Below are 22,758 nucleotides of genomic sequence, written 5' to 3'. Positions count from 1 at the left end.
AAACAGTGGCGATTTGGGTGGATGCGGATGCCTGTCCGAAAGTTATCAAAGAGATCCTTTACCGGGCAGCGGATCGGGAAAAAACAGAAGTCACCTTTGTGGCCAATCAGCGGCTGGTGGTACCGCCGTCACCGTTTTTAAAAACATTGCAGGTCTCTGCCGGGTTTGATGTGGCCGATAATGAGATTGTCCGCCGTGTGCAGAAAGATGATCTTGTCGTCACCGCTGATATTCCGCTGGCCGCTGAAGTGCTGGAGAAGGGCGCGGTCGCACTGAACCCGCGCGGCGAACGTTATACCCCGGCGACTATCCGTGAGCGCCTGACCATGCGTGATTTTATGGACACTATGCGGGCTTCCGGCATCCAGACCGGCGGTCCGGCGGCACTGAACCAGCGTGATCGCCAGTTGTTTGCCAATGAACTGGATAAATGGTTTCTGCAGCTCAGAAAACGTACGCCATCCGCCTGATCTTTCCCTTATTGTTAATATCTTTATAAAACGCCGGGTGCTGCTGTGGTATCCGGCGTTTTATTTTTATCCCTGATGTAACAACTTCTTAAAAAAGCTCACTATTTAGCCTTATCCACTATAATAACAAGGGTTTATGATATTTACCGCTGGATTTACCGCAGACGATCCGGCCTGAATCCTGTTCATCACCTCGTCAAATCCGATACTTTATATCGGCAATTCCTGATAAAGATTACCTTAAGTCTCGTTATTATTAACATCACACTATATTCATTAACATTATAATGATAGTTGTTATAATTAGTGTGCTACTTAATTAAAAAAATGCCACACAAATATTACAGATAATGATGAGGCTTTAGATGAAAATCTCACGCAGAAAGTTAATTTTAGGGGTTGGTGCTGCCGGCGTACTGGCAGGTGGTGCTTCAGTATTAGTTCCTATGGTTCGCCGCGACGGCAAATTTGTGGAATCGACTTCACGCGCAAAACATGTTGACGGCACCGAAGGTGCATTACCGAAAGAGTCCGATGCAGTCATTATCGGCGGCGGCATGATGGGGATCATGACAGCGATTAACCTGGCGGAAAGAGGCATGAGCGTCACCGTCCTGGAAAAAGGTGAAATCGCCGGTGAGCAGTCCGGACGTGCTTACAGCCAGATCATCAGCTACAAAACATCAAAAGAAATATTCCCGCTGCACCATTACGGCAAAATGTTATGGCGCGGTATGAATGAAAAAATCGGGGCGGATACCAGCTATCGTACCCAGGGCCGTGTTGAGGTACCGTCAAGCGCAGAAGATCTCGCAAAATCACAGGCCTGGGTTGAGAATGCCAAAGAGTGGGCCGCTGATTTTGAAGCACCGCTCAACACCCGTTTCATTCAGGGCGACGAACTGAAAAAACGCCTGGTTGATGCCAAAACAGACTGGCCGATCGCCGGTTTTGAAGAAGATTCAGGCAGTGTTGACCCGGAAACCGGTGTACCGGTTCTGGCGCAGTATGCCAAATCCCTGGGTGTTAAAATCTACACTAACTGCGCGGTCCGTGGTATCGAAACTGCCGGTGGTAAAGTCTCTGATGTGGTCACAGAGAAGGGTGCAATCAAAACCTCTCATGTGGTCCTGACCGGCGGTATCTGGTCACGCCTGTTTATGGGTAATCTGGGCATTGATATCCCGACACTGAACGTCTATCTGTCACAACAGCGTGTTTCCGGCGTTCCGGGCGCACCACGCGGTAACGTGCATCTGCCGAGCGGCATTCACTTCCGCGAGCAGGCAGACGGCACATATGCCGTGGCACCGCGTATCTTCACCAGCTCTGTGGTGAAAGACAGCTTCCTGCTGGGGCCGAAATTCCTGCATCTGCTGGGCGGCGGTGAGCTGCCGCTGGAATTCTCCATCGGTGAAGATTTGTTCAACTCCTTCAAAATGGCAACATCCTGGAACCTCGATGAAGTCACACCGTTCGAGACTTACCGCATCGCAACCGCCACACAGAATACCGAACACCTGGATGCGGTATTTGCCCGCATGAAAGCGGAATTCCCTGTATTTGAACAATCGAAAGTCGTTGAACGCTGGGGCGCGGTTGTTGCACCAACCTACGACGAACTGCCGATTATTTCTGAAGTGAAAGAGTATCCGGGTCTGGTGATCAACACCGCGACTGTCTGGGGTATGACAGAAGGTCCGGCATCCGGTGAAATCACTGCGGATATCGTGACCGGTAAAAAACCGGTTATTGACCCGGCTCCGTTTAGTCTTTCACGTTTTAGTTAATTTTCTGATTACTTACGTTGATACTATTAAGAGGCTTAATATGCGTTACAAAAGTTTACTGTTAGCTCTTCCGCTGGTCTGGGGCGCGGCTCACGCGTCAGAAGGTGTTGTTCATCATAAACTGAACGGTATGCCTATCTCTGAATCTGTGGAAATCAGCAGCAGCAAAAATATTATTTTCCTCAGCGGTAAAGTACCGACCAAAATTTCCAAAGACGCACCGGAAGGTGTTCTGGCGTCATACGGCAATACTGAAGCACAGACCATCAATATCATGGAACAGATCAAGGCGCACCTGGCTGGCTTAGGTCTGGAAATGAAGGATGTGGTGAAAATGCAGGTATTCCTGGTCGGCGGCGAAGAGACTGACGGTAATATGGATTTCGCGGGCTTTATGGCCGGTTACTCCAAATATTACAACGACAAAGATTCCGGTAACATATTACCGGCGCGTACCACTGTTCAGGTTTCTAAATTAGCAAACCCGGCATGGCGTGTAGAGATCGAAGTGACAGCTGTTCGTCCGTAATGGTATCAGCGCGTTAACAGCGGGTTTGCCTCCGGAAGGGGCAAACCCGTTTTTTATTACCTGATATCAGAACATTATCCGGCCTGATGCATTCCGGATACCCCGTGGTTAAATTATAGAACTGTCCTGTACCTTATTCTGATGTAAAAAAGAAGCCCGGACATATTGCCGGAATACTTCGGAGAAATAAGAATGACCACAGCAAATTCTGAAAAACCGCGTAACGGATATTTGACGGATTATCAGTACAATGGGGTATGGCGTAAAGGGATAAAATTTCCGGAAGGGAAACTGAGCTATTATGACCAGTATGATATTGTTATTGAAGGTATTACCTGGCAGTCACCTGAACAGATTGACAGCGAAAATATAATTCTGGTTCCGGCAGAAGAGGATATCGTATGGAACAGCCGGATCGGGATATATGGTTCGCGGGGTTCTGAAGCCAGTGAGACCGTTTATCTGGAAGGAACCGAAATTAAACCATTCGGCGGCAAAATAGACAATTCCGGAACACAAACCCGGGTTGTGTTCGAAGAAGGCAGTGTTACCCGTTATAATAATTATCAGGCTGTCATCGGCGGCAAAAAATATACGGATTTACCTGTTGATTCCGCCAATAATGCGATCGGCCTGACGGTTAAAATGGGTGAATATGACGGTGTGGTTTTATCCGGGCTGAATGACCGCAGTCAGCCGGTCACAATTTTTGAAAAAGACGGCGAAAATAAACCATTACAAGGTTTTGTTATTTTTCACGGCAGCACATCTACCTGTATCATGTTTCGTAAAGGTGACCTCACTGCCTTTGCTGCCGGGTATAAATTGTACTATGAGGATACCTTTACCACCGCATCAATTAACCTTGAGCCGATTCATATCCGTTTTGAATCCGTAGGTAAAAATATCCGCACAGAAGTACGTTTGGTTGCCCTTGACAGTAATGGTGCAGAGGGGGAAACCTTATTCCGGGGTCGTTATAATCAGGGATAAACTTTATATTCCTGGTTTTACTGTGTTAAAGCTGCGAACAACCAGTAAATTACTTATTGTTCGCAGCGGGACTTTACCACTCCTTCACATCCCGGTCGGCTTTGGTGACGGAGGTCAGTTTTGCCAGACGTGGTAATAATGCTTTTTTCAGATCATCGATAAAGGTGTAAATCACTGGTACAAACAACAGACTGAGAATAGTGGAGCTTATCAGCCCGCCGATAACCGCAATCGCCATCGGCGCGCGGAACCCCGCATCTGCGCCGGACGTCAGTACCAGCGGGATCATGCCGGCAATCATGGCAAATGTGGTCATAATTATCGGGCGGATCCGCTCGCGTCCCGCGTCTTTTACCGCCTGTTCACGGCTGAGCCCGGCGCGCTCTTTTTCCAGGATAAATTCCACCAGCAGAATGGAGTTTTTTGTCACAATGCCCATCAGCATCAGAATGCCGATAATCACCGGCAGATCGATCATTGCCCCATACAGTACGAGAGCGATAATCGCGCCGCCGACAGAAAACGGCAGGGCGGCGAGAATGGTGACCGGCTGGAGAAAATCTTTAAACAGCACAATCAGAATCGCCAGCACCAGCAGAATACTGAACAGTATGGTACTGCTGAAACGCATAAACATATCATTCATATATTCCATATCGCCGTATTCCAGTTGTGACACTGTCGCCGGGAGGTTCTGATACTCCGGCAGCGCCATCACTGCATTCAGTGCTTCACCGAGTGATAAACCGGTCAGATTAGCTTCCACCGACATTTTCCGGGCGCGGTTTATCCGGTCGATTTGTGCCGGCCCATCACTGAAATCAATGGTTGCCACCGCTTTCAGCGGTACATTTCCCTGAGCCGTGCTTCGTACGGATAAATCATTCAGCACACGGATATCATTCCGCTGATATTCAGGCAGTACCACCTGTAATGCCAGTTGTCTGTCCGGCAGATTGAATTTGGCACTGCGGGAGCCTGATTCCCCCATGGTCGCGATCCGCAGCGTGTCGGCGATTTCACTGACACTCACGCCGGTCCGCCCGGGGCCGTCAGGACGCGGTGTGACAATCAGCTCTTTGCGCAGCAGCGGTTTTATCACCTGCACATTACTGAATCCCGGCAGGCGGGCAATACCGTTACGCAGATTTTGCATGGCACTTTCCAGTTCAGCCGGGTCTGTGCCGGTGAAAACCAGCGAAAACTCTTTGCCGCCGTTACTGTTGCTGAAGTTATAACGGGCATCCGGCAGTTCACTGAACAGCGGGGCGATTGCGTGCTCAAATTCCTTCTGTGACAGTTCACGGTCACCGGGATCAACCAGTGTCAGAATGATTTCCCCCTTATGCTGCGCGATACCATCCGCATCATCCGCCACACCCGCAATGGTATAAACGGATTTTATCTCCGGCCGGTCTTTCAGGGATTTTGTCAGTGTCCGCAGGCGTTGCTGTGTCTGCTCAACCGGCGTGCCGGGCGGCAGTTCCACTTCAATCTGTGTCACACTGATATCGCCCTCCGGCATAAAGCCGACAGGCAGCCGGGTCACGGAAGCCACAGAACCCACCAGAAATACTAATGCCAGCGCCAGTGCGGTTTTCCGATGTTTCAGTGTTGCAGATAACAACCCGGTGTATTTTTCTATCCAGCGCGGTACGGCTGATTCCGGATGCGGTTTCTTTGACGGTAACAGGATATACGCGGCCATCAGCGGCGTAACCAGCCGTGCAACCAGCAGAGATGAGAACACCGCCGCAGATACCGTCACTCCGAACGGCACAAAATATTTGCCGACAAATCCGCCGATAAAACTGACCGGCAGGAAAACCGCCACAATGGTCAGTGTGATCGCAACAATCGCAAAACCAATAGCATCAGAGGCTTTGAGTGCAGCAAGATACGGGCGCTCACCGCGCTCAATGTATTTCTGGATATTCTCGATTTCCACAATCGCGTCATCAACCAGGATCCCGATAACCAGTGTCAGTGCAAGCAGGGTGATGCTGTTGAGACTGTAATCAAACAGTGCCAGCACAAAAAATGCCGGTAATATGGATAACGGCAGCGCCACTGCCGCAACCAGGGTTGCCCGCCAGCTTTTCAGGAAGAAAAAGACAATCACGATGGTCAGGAATGCCCCTTCCAGCAGGGTTTTAATCGTCAGCTGATAGCTTGATTCGGTATAAGTAACGGTGGATGAGATCAGTTCAATCGTCAGTTCCGGATGTTTGGCGGCGATCTCCGTCAGGGCGGCATTTACCTGTTCCGCCACGGCGGTATCACTGGCACCTTTGGCGCGGAATACAGCAAACCCGGCCACATCACGGCCATTGAGCTGAGAAATACTGCGGGTGGTTTTTTGTCCGTTATAGATCTCCGCAATATCACCCAGTTTTATCCATTGCTCATTTTCAGCAGGCAACTGAATGCTTTTAATATCATCAGCCGTTGTTTTTTCACCCAGTACACGGATGGTATGGGCCAGCGAATTATACTGCGATGAGCCACCTGCCGCGTTCTGATGCACACCGCGCAGCCATTCATTCACAGTAACCACCGACAGATTCAGGGCAGAGAGTTTGTCCGCGTCCGGTTCAATGCGGATCACCCGGTCAGCGCCGCCCTGACGGCTGACTTTCTGAACGCCGGGTAACATAATCAGCTGCTTACTGATGGTGTCATCAATAAACCAGGAAAGATCGGCTGCCGGAACGGTATCGGATGATACGGCGTAGCGCAGTATGGCACCGCCTTCGACGTCTATCCGGTTAATCAGCGGTTCATCAATGCTTTGCGGCAGTTCTCCCCGAATTTGTGAGATCTGCTCGCGGACATCATTAGTGGCAATATACGGATCAACATCGAGGTTAAATTCCACCGTAGTTGAGGAAATACCTTCTGTTACGGAAGACGAAATATGACGGATGCCGGGAATGCCGGAAACGGCCCGTTCGACCTGTTTGGTCACCGCATTTTCCAGCTCTGACGGCGAGGAGCCGTCCTGAGTGACCGTCACTGTCACAATCGGGAAGTTAATCACCGGATTGGCTGTTACCGGCAATTGTGCAAAAGAAAATAACCCGGCAATGGTCAGCGCCAGAAAAATAACAATGACCGGAACCGGACGGGTGATAGCCCATGAGGAAAGCTGTAATTTCATTGTGCGGCCTTCACCGGTGTGACGGTGTCATTATCAGTTAAAAATGCCTGCGCATTGACCACCACATCCGCATCCGGCGGAAGCGGGCTGAGGACAGTAATCTGCCCGTTATCAATAGCGCCGGTCTGCACCGGCTGCTGCATCACTTTGTTATTTTTCACGATAAACACTGTGCGTTCACCTTTCGCACCGGTGCGTACCGCACTGTAAGGCAGGCTTTGATACTCACGGGGCGCGGCCGTGTATGTCAGTACGCCGGTCTGTCCCTGCCGTAAATCAGCGCCGTCCGTAACAGTGACCCGTACACGGCCGGACTGTGTCAGAGAGGAAAGTACCGGTGAAATAAACCGGACAGTGCCGTTCAGTTGCCGGTTGTTGGCCGTTTTCATCGTGACTGCCGACGTTTCCTGCATTTGCGCCAGTTCATCAGCCCCCGCAGTAGCCTCAAATTCGATCTCACCGTTTTCGATCAGCTTAAACAGCAGGGTGTTATCAGACAGCATGCCCTGTACCGCGTGGCGCTCACTGATAATCCCAGCGGCCGGAGCATAGATTTTTGATTTATCCTCCTGGCTTTTTTCCCGTGCCAGTTGCGCCTGTAACTGACGCAGTTCTGCCTGCCCGGCATCAACCAGTGCCCGCTGGGCCTGGGTGTCTGATTTGGCTTTTTCAAATTCACTGGCGGAAATAACGCCGCTGCGGGCGAGTTTTGTCATCCGGGTCAGATCACGCTGAGATTGCGCCGCCAGCACACTTTGCTGCCGGATATACGCGGCTGCTTTTTCCGTTTCTGCCTGCAACTGCCGGACAGCGGCACTTTGCAAAGGGGATTCCAGGGTTGCCAGCAACTGATTTTTCTCCACCGGCTGACCTTCCTCAGCAAATACTGCCGTCACCGTCTGTTGCTGCAGCGGCGAGCCGATAGCAATTTCATTTCTGGCCACAAATTTTCCCGGCAAGGTAATGACCGGTGCAGAGCGGATTATTTGCGGATGCGTCACACTGACCCGCACATCATCTGCCAGGCCGGCAGGTGATACAGAAAATAAAAAGAGTGTGGTTACTATCAAAATACGGTTTTTCATCGTGGTACAATTTCCGTCCGGAAGCATTGCCCGCTAAAATAAACTAAATAGTCTAATTTTCCTTAAACCCGCGTTAAGCCGCGATTTTTCGTTAAGCTGAATTAAGCTTTTCCGGGGAGAACCCCGTTATGGATCCGCTGCACAGCATTGCCGTCACGCTTTTTTTGTTTGTCCTGACTTTTTTCAATCCCGGGGCAAATCTGTTTATTGTGGTGCAGACCACACTGAGTTCCGGACAAAAAGCGGGGCTGACCTGCGGTTACGGCGTGGTGCTGGGCAATGCGATTTACTCGGGGCTGGGATTATTCGGGCTGGTGAAGGTGTAGGTCAGCCCCGCACGGTGGCTGTAAACTGAGGTATCACTGTTTTGTGTTGTTCCGCTGAGGTTGTTGGTGGTTTTCAGTGAGGAATCATCATAACGGCCGCTTAAAATCAGGCTCCATTGCTGCCAGCGCAGATGATCCTGCATATAAACACCATAGCGCCGGTAAGTCTGTCCGGTGGAGGTGGATGATGTCATGTGCGGCGTAAACTGCGGGCGGTAGTGAGAACCGTACGGATCAAATGTTACCGTTTGCGAGCCTGACCAGTCCTTATCCAGCTTACCGGTCTGAAGATCAAAGCCGGTCAGAATTTCATGGGATACCGGGCCGGTGAGGGTTTTGTAAATCAGTTGGTTATGTGCTGCCAGGGTTCTGGCCCGGGACGGGGAATCCTGATACACCGCTGTCAGCAGGCGGTTATCCTGCACAAATCCGCGCGTAAAATCACGGCGGATATGCGTTTTCACATCCGCATAGCGGAGGTTCTGTTTCAGTGTCAGTGAATACGATACCTGCCAGCTGACCAGCGAAGTAATGGATTGCTGTGTCCGGCCCGATTTTTCATGATCAGGATTACTGTAGTTGCGGTGCCTGTCAAGAGAGCCATAAGGCGACGGCAACAGGCCGAGAGCAGCGGCGGGAAGGGTGTTGTAGTAACCGACATAAGGGTCATGCTGATAGACACCGGCCACTGTCCAGCTCAGGTTATTCAGAGGTTGCCAGGTGATGGACGGTGCTATCAGGTAACGGGACTGTTTAGTATTTTCAATCTGTGAACCGGACGATGCTGCCGAGCCGGTCATCCGGTAAAGCCAGGTTTCATCCTCATTCAGTGCGCCGGTGCTGTCAAAGCGCAGCGCATTGTTATCATAATTTCCGCTCTGAAACTGAATCTGATGGGATTCCTCCGCCCGGGGCAGCCGCGACTGCATGTTGATCACACCACCGGCACCGCCCTGACCATACAGGGCAGACGACGGGCCGTGAACCGCTTCGACGCTCTCCAGCAGCCAGGAATCAATTTGTGCACCCCAGCTCCCGCTGTTACCCGCGACCCGCAGGCTGTCGAGATAATAATCCGCATCAAACCCGCGCATTTTCGAAAAATCAATGCTATTGCCGAAGCCCCCGAATTTTTCACTGGCCACCCCGGCGCTGTAGCGCAGCGCTTTGCTGAGGGACTCAGCCGGCAGGGTATCGAGCTGATCACGGCGGATCACTGATACAAACTGCGGCGTTTCCGCCAGTGCGGCGGAGCCTTTTGTTGCCGAGGACTGACGCAGGGCACCATAACCGTGCGGCTCATAATGAACATCATCCGCAGCGGTGACATACACCACATCGTCCGGTTCCGCTGAAACAGACGGAGCAGACAGCAAAGAGGCAGAAAAAACAGATGTAATAACGACAGGGTAAGAACTCAGTAATCGGCGCATGAGGGTTTTTCTCAGTTGATCAGAACAGCGGCAGCATATACATTGACCGACCATCAGTCAATAATGGTGGTAATTGTTTTCATTTGCATTTAAAAAATCAGGATGGAAGGGACACAAAATTTCGCTATAGTGGGGCGGACTCCATCACCCAACGGACCGGGAAATGACAAAAAACACTATCGATAACACAGAACAGCCTGCGCAGAGCGGTATAAAAATCTATCTGAGAAACGGGCTGTATTTTGTGCTGTTTTTAATGGCGGTACAGTTACTGACCACACTGACCGGCGGGGGATTAACTGCGCTGGGTATTGAGCCGCGTACGGTTAACGGGCTGTTCGGTATTTTCCTTGCACCTTTTATTCACAGCAGTTGGGGGCATTTATTCAGTAACCTGCCACCGCTGTTAATTCTCAGTGTGTTACTGATGATCCCGTCAGTGAAACATTATATTAAGGCGTCCCTGTTTATTATTATCGTCGGCGGATTACTGGTCTGGTTATTCGGGCGGACGGCCGTACATGTCGGGGCGAGCGGCTGGATATTCGGTCTGTGGGCGTTACTGATTTATCAGGGGATTTTCCGCCGCAAACCACTGGATATTATTATCGGCATTGTGGTGCTGATTTATTACGGCGGCATGATCAGCGGACTGTTTCCGGGACAGCAATTCGTCTCAGTTGAATCCCATCTGAGCGGTGCCGCCGCCGGGGTTTTATTCGGCTGGCTGCAATACCGCAAGCAGAAACAGAATAACAAACCGGTATAACACTCTGCCGGGTGATAACACCCGGCATCATAATCTGTCAGCCGCGGATGCGGGATGTCAGACCTTTCAGGAAATAACGCAGCAGCTGATCACCGCAGTCGCGGTAATTTTTATGATCCGGATTGCGGAACAGAGCGCTGATTTCCGGTTTTGACACCCGGAAGTCGGCACGCTGAAAAATATCAGCCATATCCGTATCCTTCAGTTCAAACGCAACGCGCAATTTTTTCAGGATAATATTGTTGGTCAGACGGGCATCTACCGCCGGTACCGGGCGGCTTTCATCTTTGCCGCGGCGGAAAATAATCAGTCCGTTGAGAAAATGACCGGTCACATTATCATCACAAAGCTGATAATCCGCTTCATCTTCTTTTTTCAGCCAGTCGCTCATCTGCGCTTTGGTGACAGTTAATCCGGCAAGTCCGGTGATTTCGGCCATTTTTGCGTCACTCAGATCCAGCATGTAGCGGACACTGCGCAGAACATAGTTATTCAGCATAAACAGGGGTTATCCATGGAAGGAGTTATAAACCCTGCAATACTAGTGATTATCCGTCCGCATTTCAATGAAATCCGCTGGTTGGAAGTGAATTAATGGCGGTGATATAGTAGGTTTTTCCGTTCAGTCATGAGGTTACTATGTCATTGTCCCGCGCGTTTGCCACCACACTGCTTGCAGCTGCCTGCTCCGCTTATGCTGCCGACCCGGCAGACCTGATGATAACGGACGGCACTGTGCTGACCATGAACCCGGAAAATACGGTGTTTGAACACGGTACCGTGGTGGTCAGTGACGGAAAAATTGTCGCCGTCGGCGGCCCTGAGCTGACAGCGAAATATCAGGCAAAGAAAGTGCTGGATGTAAAAGGCGATATTGTCATGCCGGGGCTGATAAACACCCACACTCACGGCTCAATGACGGTTTTCCGCTCTCTCGGGGATGATGTGCCGGATCGTCTGCACCGCTATATTTTCCCGCTGGAAAATAAACTGGTTTCCCGCGATATGGTGCGCACCGGTGCCAATCTGGCCAATATCGAAATGATTAAAGGCGGCGTGACCACCTATGCGGATATGTATTATTTCGAAGATGAGGTTGCGAAGACCGTAGATAAGGCGGGTTTACGCGCCGTGCTGGGTGAGACCATCATTAATTTCCCGGTTGCGGATGCACAGACGCCGGAAGAAGGGATCGCGTATGCGGTGCGCTTTATCCATAAATACAAAGATCATCCGCGCATCACACCGGCATTTGCCCCGCATGCCCCGTATACCAATACCACTGAAAACTTACAGAAAATCGCGGCACTGTCTGAAGAGCTGAATGTACCGGTGATGATCCATCTGGCGGAAACGGATCGCGAAAAAGAAGAGATAGCCAAACGCACCGGCGGGAAAAGCCCGGTACAGTATATGGCGGATATCGGCGTGCTGAATAACCGCCTGCTGGCGGCACATGTCATTATGGCCGATGATAATGACCTGGATCTGCTGAAAAAATATGATGTCGGGGTGGCACACAATATCAGTGCCAACACCAAATCCGCCAAAGGTGTGGCACCGGTCACGCAAATGCTGGAAAAAGGGATCCGCACCGGTCTCGGTACCGACGGGCCGATGTCCTCCAATACATTAACCACCATGAATGAACTCAATCTGGTCGGTAAAATCCATAAACTGGAAACCAAAAACCGCGCGGCCATGCCGCCGCTGACCGTGGTTGAAATGGCGACCAAGGGATCGGCCCGTGCACTGCATATGGATGATAAAATCGGCTCGCTGGAAACCGGAAAACTGGCAGATATCATTGTGGTGGATACCAAAGCACCTAATATGGTGCCGGTGTATAGTCCGTATGCCGCCTTGGTTTATGGCGCAAACGGCGCCAATGTCCGTCATACCATTGTTGACGGTGTGATCCTGATGGAAGACCGGCAGTTACTGACCGTCAATGAAAATGAAATTATTCAGGATGCACAGCGTCTTGCGGAAAAAGTCCGTGAAACCGTGCGCGCTTCAGGGGAAGAGGTGAAATGACAGAAAAACTCAAATGTGCGCTGATTTATGATTTTGACGGCACCCTGGCTGAAGGTGATTGTCCGGAACACGGGCTGATGCCCGCATTGGGTATCAGTGACACGAAAGCATTCTGGCGGGAAGTGAAGCGGTTTGCCAAAGCAGATGACGGCGACGAAATCCTCTCCTATATGGGATTACTGGCCGCCAAGGCCGCGAATAAAAAGTCAGAGGAACTGAGTATTGAAAACCTGAAGAAACACGGTGCGACGATTCCGTTGTTTCCCGGGGTGACAGAGTGGTTCACCCGGATCAATGCCTGGGCCCATGAGCAGGGGCTGGACCCGGAACACTATATTCTGTCCAGCGGACTGGACGGTATGATTCGTGGTACGGCTATCGGCCATGAATTCCGCGATATTTTTGCCTGTAAATATCACTATTCCGCTGACGGAAAAACAGCACAGTGGCCCGCTCAGGCTATCAACTACACCACCAAAACACAGTTTTTATTCCGGATAAACAAGGGAATACATAACTCGTGGGATAATGTGGCGGTTAATCATTTTATCGAGCAGGAAGAACGCGCTGTGCAGTTCCGCCATATGATCTATTTCGGTGATGGTGATACCGATATCCCGGCCATGAAGATGGTGCGTTATCAGGGCGGTTTCTCACTGGCAGTGTTTGATCAGAAGAAATGGGGCAACCCGGAAACACAGAACAAGGTCGGCAAGCTGATCGCAGAAGAGCGGGCAAATTATGTGGTACCCGCAAACTATGAGGAAGGCAGCCAGCTGGATGTGACCGTAAAAGGACTGTTACAGCTGTTCCGCCGTAAGCGCTGATATCTGCAAACCCTTATTGGTGACACTGTCACATAAAATACGGGTATTACATGTCCGTTCAGAATATTTTTGCCCGGTCACCGTCCGTAGCCTGTCAATTGGTGTACCATAACGACAGATACTATTCAGAATAAGAAATGTATGGAGAAAGTATGAAATACCAAAATGTGACTGACACGCCCGGTGAGAATTCCTATTTCCTCGTTTTTAATCTGACAGATACCCCGCAAACGCGGGAGACGGTTGTTACGCTGTGTAATAACCTGTCCGGTATTCTGCGCAGCATCCGTAACCGCTTTCCGAAACTGGAAGTCAGTTGTGTGATGGGCTTCGGGGCGGATGCGTGGCAAAAACTGTTTCCGGATGCGGGCAAACCCCGTGAACTGAATACTTTTGAAGCAATTAAGGGACCGCGCTTTACCGCCGTATCCACCCCCGGTGATATCTTCTTTCATATCCGCGCCCTGAATGTGTCCGCCTGTTACGAGCTGGGCTCAATTATCAGCCGTGCTCTGAGCGGTGCAGTGACCTGTGAGGATGAAGTTCACGGTTTCCGTTATATGGACGGACGCGCAATTATCGGCTTTGTCGACGGGACAGAAAACCCGGAATTTGAGGATGAGCGCAAAGAGTATGCGGTTATCGGCGACGAAGATCCGGGATTTGCCGGCGGCAGCTATGCCTTTGTGCAGAAATACATTCACGATATGGATGCCTGGCAGAGCCTGAGCACCGAAGATCAGGAAAAAGTCATTGGCCGTCATAAATTCAATGATGTCGAACTGACCGATGAGCAGAAAATCCCCGGCTCCCACAATGTGGTGACCAATATTCAGGACGAAGAGGGCAATGACCTGAAAATAGTCCGCGCCAATATGCCGTTCTCCAACCCGGCCAAAAATGAGCACGGCACCTATTTTATCGGCTACGCCCGTTATTTCTCCACCACCCGCAGAATGCTGGAAAATATGTTTGCCGGAAAAGAAACCGGTGCCACCGATGAATTACTGAAATTCAGTACCGCCGTGACCGGTACACTGTTCTTTATTCCGTCACCGGCCATGCTGGATGATGTTGAATAACTGACCTGATCCGGGGGATCGCTCCCGGATCACTTTTCCCGTCTGTTGTTTCCGCGTTTTTTATTGGTATTTCCCCGTTGTCTGCGGTAAAGTTTCCGGCTTTTTTCCGGCATGGCAAACAGCGGAGGCATTATGTTTATTGGTTTTGATTACGGAACATCCAACTGCTCAGTGGCAGTGATGAAAGAGGGCACTCCGGTGTTATTACCGCTGGAGGGGGATAATGTCTATATTCCGTCCACCCTGTGTGCACCGACACGCGAATCCGTCTCCGAACACTTATTCCGTCACCGCGATATTCTGCCGTCGGATAATACCGGCGAACAGTTATTACGCCGCTCTATCGCCTTTAACCGCGAAGAAAGTATTGAGCTGGTGCCGGAGGATATTTTGTTCGGTCAGGCCGCGCTGGAACTCTATCTTAATGATCCGCGTGACGTGTATTACGTCAAATCCCCGAAATCCTTTCTCGGTGCTTCCGGGCTGCATGATGTGCAAATCAGCTTCTTTGAGGATCTGGTCTGCGCCATGATGGCGAATATCAAATCTCAGGCAGAGCGTTCAACACAGGAAACTATCACCGAAACGGTGATCGGCAGACCGGTTAACTTCCACGGACTGGGCGGCGAAACCGCCAATCAGCAGGCGGAGGCCATTCTTCTGCGGGCGGCAAAACGTGCCGGTTTTCAGCAGATTACCTTTCAGTTTGAACCGGTGGCGGCCGGGCTGGAATATGAGTCGGTACTGAATACGGATCAGACGGTGCTGGTGGTGGATATCGGCGGCGGTACCACCGACTGCTCACTCATCCGCATGGGGCCGGGTTACCGGGGTCAGGCCGATCGCACCGGCAGTCTGCTGGCACACAGCGGGCAGCGGGTCGGCGGAAACGATCTTGATATCTATCTGGCCTTTAAACAGCTGATGCCGCTGTTCGGGATGAACAGCCGCGCGGCTTCCGGTATCGAAATGCCGCTGATGCAATTCTGGAACCCGATCGCCATTAATAATGTGGAAGCACAGAAAGAGTTCTACTCCCGTCAGAATCTCACACTGTTACAGCAACTGAAGCGGGATGCGGCAGAGCCGGAAAAACTGCTGCGCCTGCTGGAAGTGTATAACCAGAGCCTGGGCTACAGCATTGTCCGCCGGGCGGAAGAGGCAAAAATCGCGCTTTCCGCCTCACCGGAGTATCGTGCGGCAATCCGCCTGCTCAGTGAAACGCTGGAAACAGACATCAGCGCGGCTGAAATGGAAGAATCGATTTCCTCCCCGAAAGATAAAATGATTTCCCTGGTGAATGATGCAGTGCAGCAGGGCGGCGCAACACCGGATGCTATCTTTATCACCGGCGGTTCAGGCCGTTCACCGGTGTTATGCCGCGCGATTGAGGCACAATTACCGGGTATTCCGGTGGTCAGAGGAAACGATTTCGGCTCGGTAACCGCCGGTCTGGCACGCTGGGGCGAAATTTGTTTTAAATAAACTTGCAACAGACCGGTCGGTCTATTAAGGTATTGTCATGAACAAACACACTGAACATGATACCCGCGAACATCTTCTGGCTACCGGCGAACGCCTGTGTCTTCAGCGCGGCTTTACCGGCATGGGGCTGAGTGAGCTGCTGAAAACGGCCGGGGTGCCGAAGGGCTCGTTTTATCACTATTTTCGCTCCAAGGAATTATTCGGCGTAGCTCTGCTGGAACGCTATTACGAAGATTACCTGGAACGCCTGACCGGTCATTTTGAGCACGGCCCGGGGAATTACCGTGATCGCTTTCTCGCGTATTACGGCGATATTCTGAAAAATGCCTGTCAGCACAGCCGTATTCAGGGCTGTCTGACGGTCAAATTATCGGCCGAAGTGTGTGATTTATCGGAAGATATGAATGCCGCGATGGATAAGGGCGTCAGTAAAGTGATTGCGCTGCTGGCACAAACCCTGGAAAACGGACGAAAAGAAAATTCACTGACGTTTCAGGGCGATTCGCAGCACGCCGCACAGGTATTTTATTCATTATGGCTGGGGGCAAATTTGCAGGCAAAAATTTCCCGCAGTACTGCGCCGCTGGAAAGTGCACTGGCGCATGTTGAAACATTGATTACCGCGCCTGAGTAATTTTTTCGCAGGCGTTTTTATTTATCTGAAAACTAGTCGACTGGTCTAATCCGGAGTTACTATGTCACAACAACCATTGTCACAGAAAAAACTGTTTACCCCGCTGAAAGTGGGCGCCTTTACCGCACCGAACCGCGTATTTATGGCGCCGCTGACCCGGCTGCGCAGTATCGAACCCGGCGATATCCCGACCCCGCTGATGGGTGAATATTACCGCCAGCGTGCCGGTGCAGGGCTGATTATCTCGGAAGCCACTCAGATTTCGGCACAGGCCAAAGGCTATGCCGGTGCGCCGGGTCTGCACAGCCCGGAACAGATTGCGGCCTGGAAAAAAATCACGGCCGGTGTGCATGACGCAGGCGGCCACATTGCTGTCCAGTTGTGGCATACAGGGCGGATTTCTCATAACAGCATTCAGCCGGGACAACAGGCACCGGTAGCACCGTCTGCGATCAGTGCCGGTACCCGCACCTCACTGCGTGATGAAAACGGTCATGCTATCCGTGTTGATACTTCCATGCCGCGTGCGCTGGAAACCAGTGAAATCCCGGGGATTGTGAATGATTTCCGTCAGGCGGTAGCTAATGCCCGCGAGGCCGGGTTTGATATGGCAGAGCTGCATTCCGCTCACGGTTATCTGCTGCACCAGTTCTTATCACCGGATGCCAACCACCGTACCGATCAGTACGGCGGCAGCCGCGAAAACCGCGCCCGTCTGGTGCTGGAAGTGGTGGATGCAGTCTGTGCAGAGTGGGGACCGGAACACATCGGGATCCGTGTGTCACCAATCGGTTCTTTCCAGAATATGAGCAACGGCCCGGATGAAGAGGCGGATGCCCTGTATCTGATTGAGGAACTGAATAAACGCAATATCGCCTATCTGCATATGTCTGAACCGGACTGGGCAGGCGGCAAGCCGTACAGCGAAGATTTCCGTCGTAAGGTTCGTTCTCTGTTCCGTGGTGTGATTATCGGTGCCGGGGCTTATACCCCGGAAAAAGCAGAAGATCTGATTGAAAAAGGGCTGATTGATGCGGTGGCATTTGGCCGTGATTATATCGCCAACCCGGATCTGGCCGCGCGTCTGGCGAAAAAAGTACCGCTGAACCCGCAGCGTCCGGAATCCTTCTACGGCGGTGGTGCCGAAGGGTATACCGATTATCCGTTTATGTCATAAAAACATTAATCCGGCGGCAGAAAACAGCCGCCGGGTTATTTTTACGGACGGATAATCGTATGTGCATACACCGTACTGTAACCATCCATCTCTATTTTGCGGAATTCCACATCAAAGACTTCATTTAATAAAGAGGATTCCAGCAATGCGGCAGATGAACCGAAATAGCGCAGTTGTCCCTGTGATAGCACAATAACTGATTCAAAATAGCGGAATACCATATCCAGTTCGTGCAGACACACCACCACCAGTTTTTCTTTTCCCTGTGCCGTTAAATCCTCAATCAGCTGCATGCGGTGTTTTATATCCAGTGCCGCACCGGGTTCATCAGCAAATATCACAGGCGGATCACACATCAGTGCCATTGCGGTCAATACCCGGCTTTTTTCCCCGCCCGATAATATATGCCAGTGCTTATCCAGTAACGGCTGTAATTCATATTTCCGGCAGGCGGATGCTTTTGCGGCTTTCGGGTCAGCCGCCCGCTCTGCGGCCAGCGAAATCAATTCCTCTGTGCGCTGATCCCAGCAGGGATTAAAACTCTGCGGGATCAGCCCGATTTTCTGCATCCGCGCCGCTCCCTTATAACGGCTGATATTTTTTCCGTCCAGGGTAACGGCGCTGAATACTTCCCGGTCAAGCCCAGATAATGCCTTTATCAGAGTGGATTTACCGGAGCCGTTAGGGCCGATAAGGGCAATGCTGCCTCTGGCGGGTAAATGCAGGGAGTCAACCGTCAGTATTGTTTTATCCTGTTTGCAGACATTCAGGTTATTCACTGTGATCATGATTTTCTCACCCGTTTCGCCAGCAGATAAATAAAGAAAGGGCCGCCGATAAAGGCGGTGATCAGCCCGAGCGGTATTTCCCCCGGCGGCAGCAGGCTGCGTGATAATGCATCGGAGAACATCACCAGTGCCGCACCAATAACAGCGGAGGCGGGCAGTACATATTTATGACGGGCACCGACCTGCCAGCGGGCAATATGCGGGGCAATCAGCCCGATAAAACCAACAACGCCGCCGAGTGAAACGGCAATTGCCACAATGGCGGATCCGGCAATTAAGGCCAGCACGGTAAACCGTTCAACGGATAAACCGAAACTCATGGCCATTGTTCTGTCCAGTCCCATTAAATCCAGCCCGTCAGATAACAGATAAACGGATAATAAAATGGCGGCCAGGGTTAATATCAGGCTGATGATCAGACCTTCTCCGGACGGAGTTTGTATTCCGCCCAGAATCCAGCTTAATACCACCTGGAGGCTGGTACTTTCATCGGATAATGCCATCATCATAAACGAACGGGCGGCATTTAATACCGCACTGACCGCCACCCCGGTTAATAACAATGTGGCGGTATCCAGTGAACCGGCAATCCGGGAGACAGATAACACAATAAATATCGCCGCCAGTGCGCCGCTGAAGGCAAACAGCGGCAGCGATACCGCCAGCGGTAATCCGAGCGGCACTAATAATGCCACTGTTCCGCCGATCGCGGCACCGCCGGAGGATCCTAATAACCACGGCTCTGCCAGCGGATTGCGGAATACTCCCTGAAAAATGGCACCGCTTAATCCCAGTAATGCGCCGGTAAATCCGGCGGTAATCACACGCGGTAAACGCCATTCTGTTAATAAGCGGGATGTCAAATCATCACTGTAAAACAGGGCGCTTACCACCTTCAGCGGACTTTCCCATGTATGTCCCGCACAGGCGGAGAAAATAAATGCGGCGAAGAAAATGAGTAACAGACTGACTATTTTCACTGTCTCAGGCTCCATTGCTCAAAGATGTCAGACATATATTCAATGCCATCAATAATCCGCGGGCCGGGAATAAGCACATACGCACTTTTGACCGGATAAATATCATTATTTTTAACAGCTTTCATTTGTGACCAGCCGGGAAGTGTCAGTAAATCCCGGATTTTGTCTCCGGAAATGGTGTACAAAATAATATCCGGGTCGGCGGCGATAACCACTTCCGGAGATACCTGTTTCAGCGCCGGTCCGGCCTGTTTATATTCCTCCAGCGCCAGGGTTCCGCCCGCTTTTAAAATGGAATCGGCGGTGTAACCCGGTGTTTTTTTATACACCTGCGGCCTGGCAACCAGTAATAACCCGTTACTGACCTGACCGGTGATCATAATGACCCTTGGTGCGCGGTAACCTGCGGGCTTTTGCTGAACATTGTGCAGCCGCTGTTCTATTTCTGCCGCCACCTGTTCGCCTTTTTCCGTTGTTTTGGTGACCTGTGCCACCAGACGGATATTATGAATAATTTCCTCAATACTGTTTCCCTCCAGCACCAGCACAGGAATGCCGAATTTACGCAGCGGTGTTAATAACTGATGCGTGGCCTGGCGGGCAGGGGTCATAATCACCAGATCCGGTTTCTGTTCAATGATCCGCTCAAGGGAAAACCCGAGGCGGCCGCCGATTAACGGTTTATTTTTGATTTCATCCGGGAAATAGGTGTAGGCATCAATACCGGCGATATTGTCAGCCAGTCCGAGGATCGCCACAATTTCGGTATTTGATGAAAAGATAGTCACAATACGCTGCGGTTTTTCGTTCAGCGTGACCGGCGCAGATAATTGCGCCATCATACTGAAAGCAGGCAGAGCACGGCACAGGGCCATGCTCAGAGTGATAATTATAATCAGGACTTTCATTATTGCCGGTTAAAAACGGTATGTCACACCGGCAATAAATGACCGGCCCGGCATAGAGGTTCCCAGACTGCCGTTGGATTTTGACGGCAGCATAATATACGGGTCTTCATCCAGGGCAAAAAATACCGGATGCTCGTTTTTATCCAGAATATTGTCTATCCGTCCGTACAGCGTCAGTGACTGGCTGATATCCACATCCGCCTGAAGATTCCAGACCATAAACGGCGCTTTGCGCATCACATAAGAAGAATAAGGGCGGACATCCGGGATAATTCCTTCCTCTGTTTTATACCACATCGGTCCGCGCAGAATTCCCTGTAACTGGAGGCTCCACGGATAACGGGCATTGGTAAAATAAAGCTCGTTAATAAACGCCGCCTGATACTGATACATGCGCTGAACTTTATTACTGTTATTGATTGCGGTTATTTTGGCGCCTTTATCTTCCATATCGAAATTCCAGCTGCCGTTTAAACGCATGACCCAATCCCAGTCTGTCTGCCAGTCAAATACACGGTTAACGGTGGCACGGCTGTTAATTTCCAGCCCGCGTACCACAATATCATCGTCGCTGTTGGCGTACTGATAGACATTCGGTGCCAGAACGTTGGTCTGTATTCTGTTCTGAATCGTATTTTGGAACAGGGCAATATCGACGGAATTCAGGGAATCACCAAGTGTCGCGCCCACTTCAAACTGACGGTTACTTTCCGCTTTCAGGGAACTGTTGCCCAGATATTGCGTACCGGACAGCGTAATATAATCCGCGCCCAACTGTGTGGCGGTCGGCGCACGGTAGCCGGTGGCGACAGAGGATTTCAGGTTCAGCCAGTCATTGACCTGATAGTTGGTACCGAGACTCCAGGTTAACTTATTATATGAGGCACTGCCGGTGAACTGATTATCCAGGTTCGGTGTTTTATCGAAATTGGTTTTCCCGTAGGTATAACGCATCCCGCCGCGGATTATCCAGCTGTCATCAAATAAACTCTGCCGGTCATCAAAATAAACGGCATACTGATTTTCAGTCTGGTTATTATCATACGGCGCGGATTGTTTCAGCGGGTTGCCGCTGACACTGACCTGATCCCGTTCTGAACGCAGACGGCTGTATTCGTAATCCACCCCTAATAACAGATCGTTCTGCTCATGGAGTTTAATCACCGGCTGGAATTTCACGCCGTAAATATCCAGTTGGCGGCGGTTATGATCACTGCGGGTTTTTGCGGTTAACGGTGATGCCCAGCGGAAATTATCCACATCCTGCACAAAATAGGCGTGGCTGTTCATTCTGAAAATACTGTCGTCAGTGCCGTTTTTCCAGACCACATCCGCTGAACGGTTATAACGGGTATCTTTGGCGTAAATATTCCCGGTTGATCCCCGGAAACCGCCGTCATAAATACCGTCAGTCCGCAGTGACACATCGAGCAGGTTACTTTCGTTGATCTGCCAGCCTAAATTACCGCTTAAACCAAAGCGTTCCCAGTTGGTATTTTCCTGTTTGTGGCCGCCTTTCCCGGAATGGTAATCATCGCGGCGTCCAGCTTCAAACCCGACATAGCCGTAAATATCGCCGTCATCATTCTGAAAACCATAGCCGCCGTAAGTCTGTGCCAGTCCCCAGGATCCGGTTTCTGCTGAGATTTTCCCGCCTTCGTCGGTTAATCCGTTTTTCAGGAAAATATTAATCACGCCGCCCATCGCCTGGGAGCCGTAAATAACCGAAGAAGGGCCCCGGATAACTTCAATCCGGCTGACATCTTTCGGTGATAATTTGGATAAGTTCGCGGTTCCTGCCCGGCGGCCGTTAACTAATACCAGCACCTGTCCGGCAAAATCTTTTCCCTGACCATCCGTTGCAGCACCGCGGATATTAATGGATGTCTGCCCGGGACTCCATTCACTGAAAAAGCCGACGCTGTTCTGTGCCAGTAATTCGGTCAGACTTTCCGCCCGTGAGCGTTCAATCTGGTCGCTGTCGATAACCTGGGTGGTAACGGTGGATTTTCGCTGCTGTTCTTCACGCCCTGAAGCGGTGACGATTAGTGTGTCACTGTCCGGATCCTGTTTTGCGGTATTTTCCGCCCCGGCGGAGAATTGTGAATATGACAGGATCAGTGAAACCAGTGCCAGTTTCCTGCTGTTTATTTTCATTGTTAAAAACTCATTTTTATATAATGCCTGACCAAAACACCGGCTGTTACCGGTGAATTTCCCTGAAACAACTTTTCTGAAACAAATAACATCAAGTGTTAATGCGATCCGTTTTCATCTTAAGAAAA

At 50.9% G+C, this 22,758-nt stretch carries 19 protein-coding genes and 1 pseudogene; 12 read left to right on the top strand and 8 right to left on the bottom strand.

The features are described 5' to 3' along the window. The first annotated feature begins 5 nt into the window (after positions 1 to 5). The 4 genes from GN208_RS06160 to GN208_RS06145 all read left to right on the top strand — a co-directional run bounded on the left by GN208_RS06160 (position 6) and on the right by GN208_RS06145 (position 3,782). The gene (locus GN208_RS06160) at positions 6 to 470 is read left to right on the top strand and encodes a YaiI/YqxD family protein (RefSeq protein ID WP_015422708.1); all 465 of its coding nucleotides are present in this window, start codon (positions 6 to 8) and stop codon (positions 468 to 470) included. Positions 471 to 835: 365 nt separating this feature from the next. After that, complete coding sequence (locus GN208_RS06155; RefSeq protein WP_004237593.1) at positions 836 to 2,260, top strand: FAD-binding oxidoreductase; 1,425 nt, start codon at positions 836 to 838, stop codon at positions 2,258 to 2,260. A gap of 40 nt (positions 2,261 to 2,300) precedes the next feature. Next, complete coding sequence (locus tag GN208_RS06150) at positions 2,301 to 2,789, top strand: RidA family protein (protein WP_004237592.1); 489 nt, start codon at positions 2,301 to 2,303, stop codon at positions 2,787 to 2,789. Positions 2,790 to 2,981: 192 nt separating this feature from the next. Then, positions 2,982 to 3,782 carry a hypothetical protein gene (locus GN208_RS06145; RefSeq protein ID WP_004237591.1) on the top strand — a complete coding sequence of 267 codons (801 nt, stop codon included), beginning with the start codon at positions 2,982 to 2,984 and terminating at the stop codon, positions 3,780 to 3,782. A 73-nt stretch (positions 3,783 to 3,855) separates the two neighbouring features. Here the strand turns inward: GN208_RS06145 and GN208_RS06140 are convergent, their stop codons facing one another. Then, on the bottom strand, positions 3,856 to 6,942 hold the full coding sequence (locus GN208_RS06140) for an efflux RND transporter permease subunit (protein WP_004237590.1): 3,087 nt from the start codon (positions 6,940 to 6,942) through the stop codon (positions 3,856 to 3,858). Next, positions 6,939 to 8,027 carry an efflux RND transporter periplasmic adaptor subunit gene (locus GN208_RS06135; RefSeq protein WP_004237589.1) on the bottom strand — a complete coding sequence of 363 codons (1,089 nt, stop codon included), beginning with the start codon at positions 8,025 to 8,027 and terminating at the stop codon, positions 6,939 to 6,941. The genes GN208_RS06140 and GN208_RS06135 overlap by 4 nt, the downstream gene beginning before the upstream one ends. 128 nt (positions 8,028 to 8,155) lie before the next feature. Here GN208_RS06135 and GN208_RS06130 point away from each other — a divergent pair. Continuing rightward, positions 8,156 to 8,344, top strand: a pseudogene (locus GN208_RS06130) (LysE family transporter); the annotation flags it as partial. On the opposite strand, the gene GN208_RS06125 reads toward GN208_RS06130, so the two are convergent. Then, a complete protein-coding gene (locus GN208_RS06125) occupies positions 8,314 to 9,786 on the bottom strand; it encodes a TonB-dependent receptor plug domain-containing protein (protein WP_004237588.1) in 1,473 nt (490 codons plus the stop codon). The pseudogene GN208_RS06130 and the gene GN208_RS06125 sit on opposite strands and share 31 nt — an antisense overlap. Before the next feature lie 163 nt (positions 9,787 to 9,949). Here GN208_RS06125 and GN208_RS06120 point away from each other — a divergent pair, with 163 nt between their 5' ends. After that, on the top strand, positions 9,950 to 10,555 hold the full coding sequence (locus GN208_RS06120) for a rhomboid family intramembrane serine protease (RefSeq protein ID WP_004237587.1): 606 nt from the start codon (positions 9,950 to 9,952) through the stop codon (positions 10,553 to 10,555). A gap of 37 nt (positions 10,556 to 10,592) precedes the next feature. Here the strand turns inward: GN208_RS06120 and GN208_RS06115 are convergent, their stop codons facing one another. Further along, the gene (locus GN208_RS06115; RefSeq protein WP_004237586.1) at positions 10,593 to 11,054 is read right to left on the bottom strand and encodes a DUF1456 family protein; all 462 of its coding nucleotides are present in this window, start codon (positions 11,052 to 11,054) and stop codon (positions 10,593 to 10,595) included. 140 nt (positions 11,055 to 11,194) lie between these two features. Here GN208_RS06115 and GN208_RS06110 point away from each other — a divergent pair, with 140 nt between their 5' ends. The 6 genes from GN208_RS06110 (at position 11,195) to GN208_RS06085 (ending at position 17,797) form a co-directional block, all read left to right on the top strand. After that, entirely contained in the window at positions 11,195 to 12,592 is a 1,398-nt protein-coding gene (locus GN208_RS06110; protein WP_004237585.1) for an amidohydrolase, read from the top strand. Beyond that, positions 12,589 to 13,419, top strand: coding sequence for a haloacid dehalogenase-like hydrolase (locus tag GN208_RS06105; RefSeq protein WP_004237584.1), 831 nt, complete (start codon positions 12,589 to 12,591; stop codon positions 13,417 to 13,419). Before GN208_RS06110 ends, GN208_RS06105 begins: the two co-directional genes overlap by 4 nt. A 152-nt stretch (positions 13,420 to 13,571) precedes the next feature. Next, complete coding sequence (locus GN208_RS06100; RefSeq protein ID WP_004237582.1) at positions 13,572 to 14,501, top strand: Dyp-type peroxidase; 930 nt, start codon at positions 13,572 to 13,574, stop codon at positions 14,499 to 14,501. Positions 14,502 to 14,633: 132 nt separating this feature from the next. Beyond that, positions 14,634 to 15,986, top strand: coding sequence for a molecular chaperone (yegD, locus tag GN208_RS06095; RefSeq protein ID WP_015422706.1), 1,353 nt, complete (start codon positions 14,634 to 14,636; stop codon positions 15,984 to 15,986). A gap of 37 nt (positions 15,987 to 16,023) precedes the next feature. After that, the gene (locus tag GN208_RS06090; protein ID WP_004237580.1) at positions 16,024 to 16,620 is read left to right on the top strand and encodes a TetR/AcrR family transcriptional regulator; all 597 of its coding nucleotides are present in this window, start codon (positions 16,024 to 16,026) and stop codon (positions 16,618 to 16,620) included. Between the two features lie 76 nt (positions 16,621 to 16,696). Further along, positions 16,697 to 17,797, top strand: coding sequence for an alkene reductase (locus GN208_RS06085; protein WP_036417189.1), 1,101 nt, complete (start codon positions 16,697 to 16,699; stop codon positions 17,795 to 17,797). Between the two features lie 41 nt (positions 17,798 to 17,838). Here the strand turns inward: GN208_RS06085 and GN208_RS06080 are convergent, their stop codons facing one another. Genes GN208_RS06080 through GN208_RS06065 form a run of 4 tightly spaced genes read right to left on the bottom strand, consistent with a single transcriptional unit; the run spans position 17,839 to position 22,630 of the window. Next, entirely contained in the window at positions 17,839 to 18,585 is a 747-nt protein-coding gene (locus GN208_RS06080; RefSeq protein WP_004237577.1) for an ABC transporter ATP-binding protein, read from the bottom strand. After that, entirely contained in the window at positions 18,582 to 19,565 is a 984-nt protein-coding gene (locus GN208_RS06075; protein WP_015422705.1) for an iron ABC transporter permease, read from the bottom strand. Before GN208_RS06075 ends, GN208_RS06080 begins: the two co-directional genes overlap by 4 nt. After that, positions 19,562 to 20,473: an ABC transporter substrate-binding protein gene (locus tag GN208_RS06070; RefSeq protein ID WP_004237574.1), complete on the bottom strand. Its 912-nt coding sequence runs from the start codon at positions 20,471 to 20,473 to the stop codon at positions 19,562 to 19,564. Before GN208_RS06070 ends, GN208_RS06075 begins: the two co-directional genes overlap by 4 nt. A 9-nt stretch (positions 20,474 to 20,482) precedes the next feature. After that, complete coding sequence (locus GN208_RS06065; RefSeq protein WP_004237573.1) at positions 20,483 to 22,630, bottom strand: TonB-dependent receptor; 2,148 nt, start codon at positions 22,628 to 22,630, stop codon at positions 20,483 to 20,485. Positions 22,631 to 22,758 lie beyond the last annotated feature (128 nt).

It is taken from the genome of Morganella sp. HSTU-ASny43 (genome assembly GCF_022819185.1).
Lineage (GTDB): Bacteria > Pseudomonadota > Gammaproteobacteria > Enterobacterales > Enterobacteriaceae > Morganella > Morganella morganii.
This window is presented reverse-complemented; position numbering and strand designations above follow the sequence as displayed.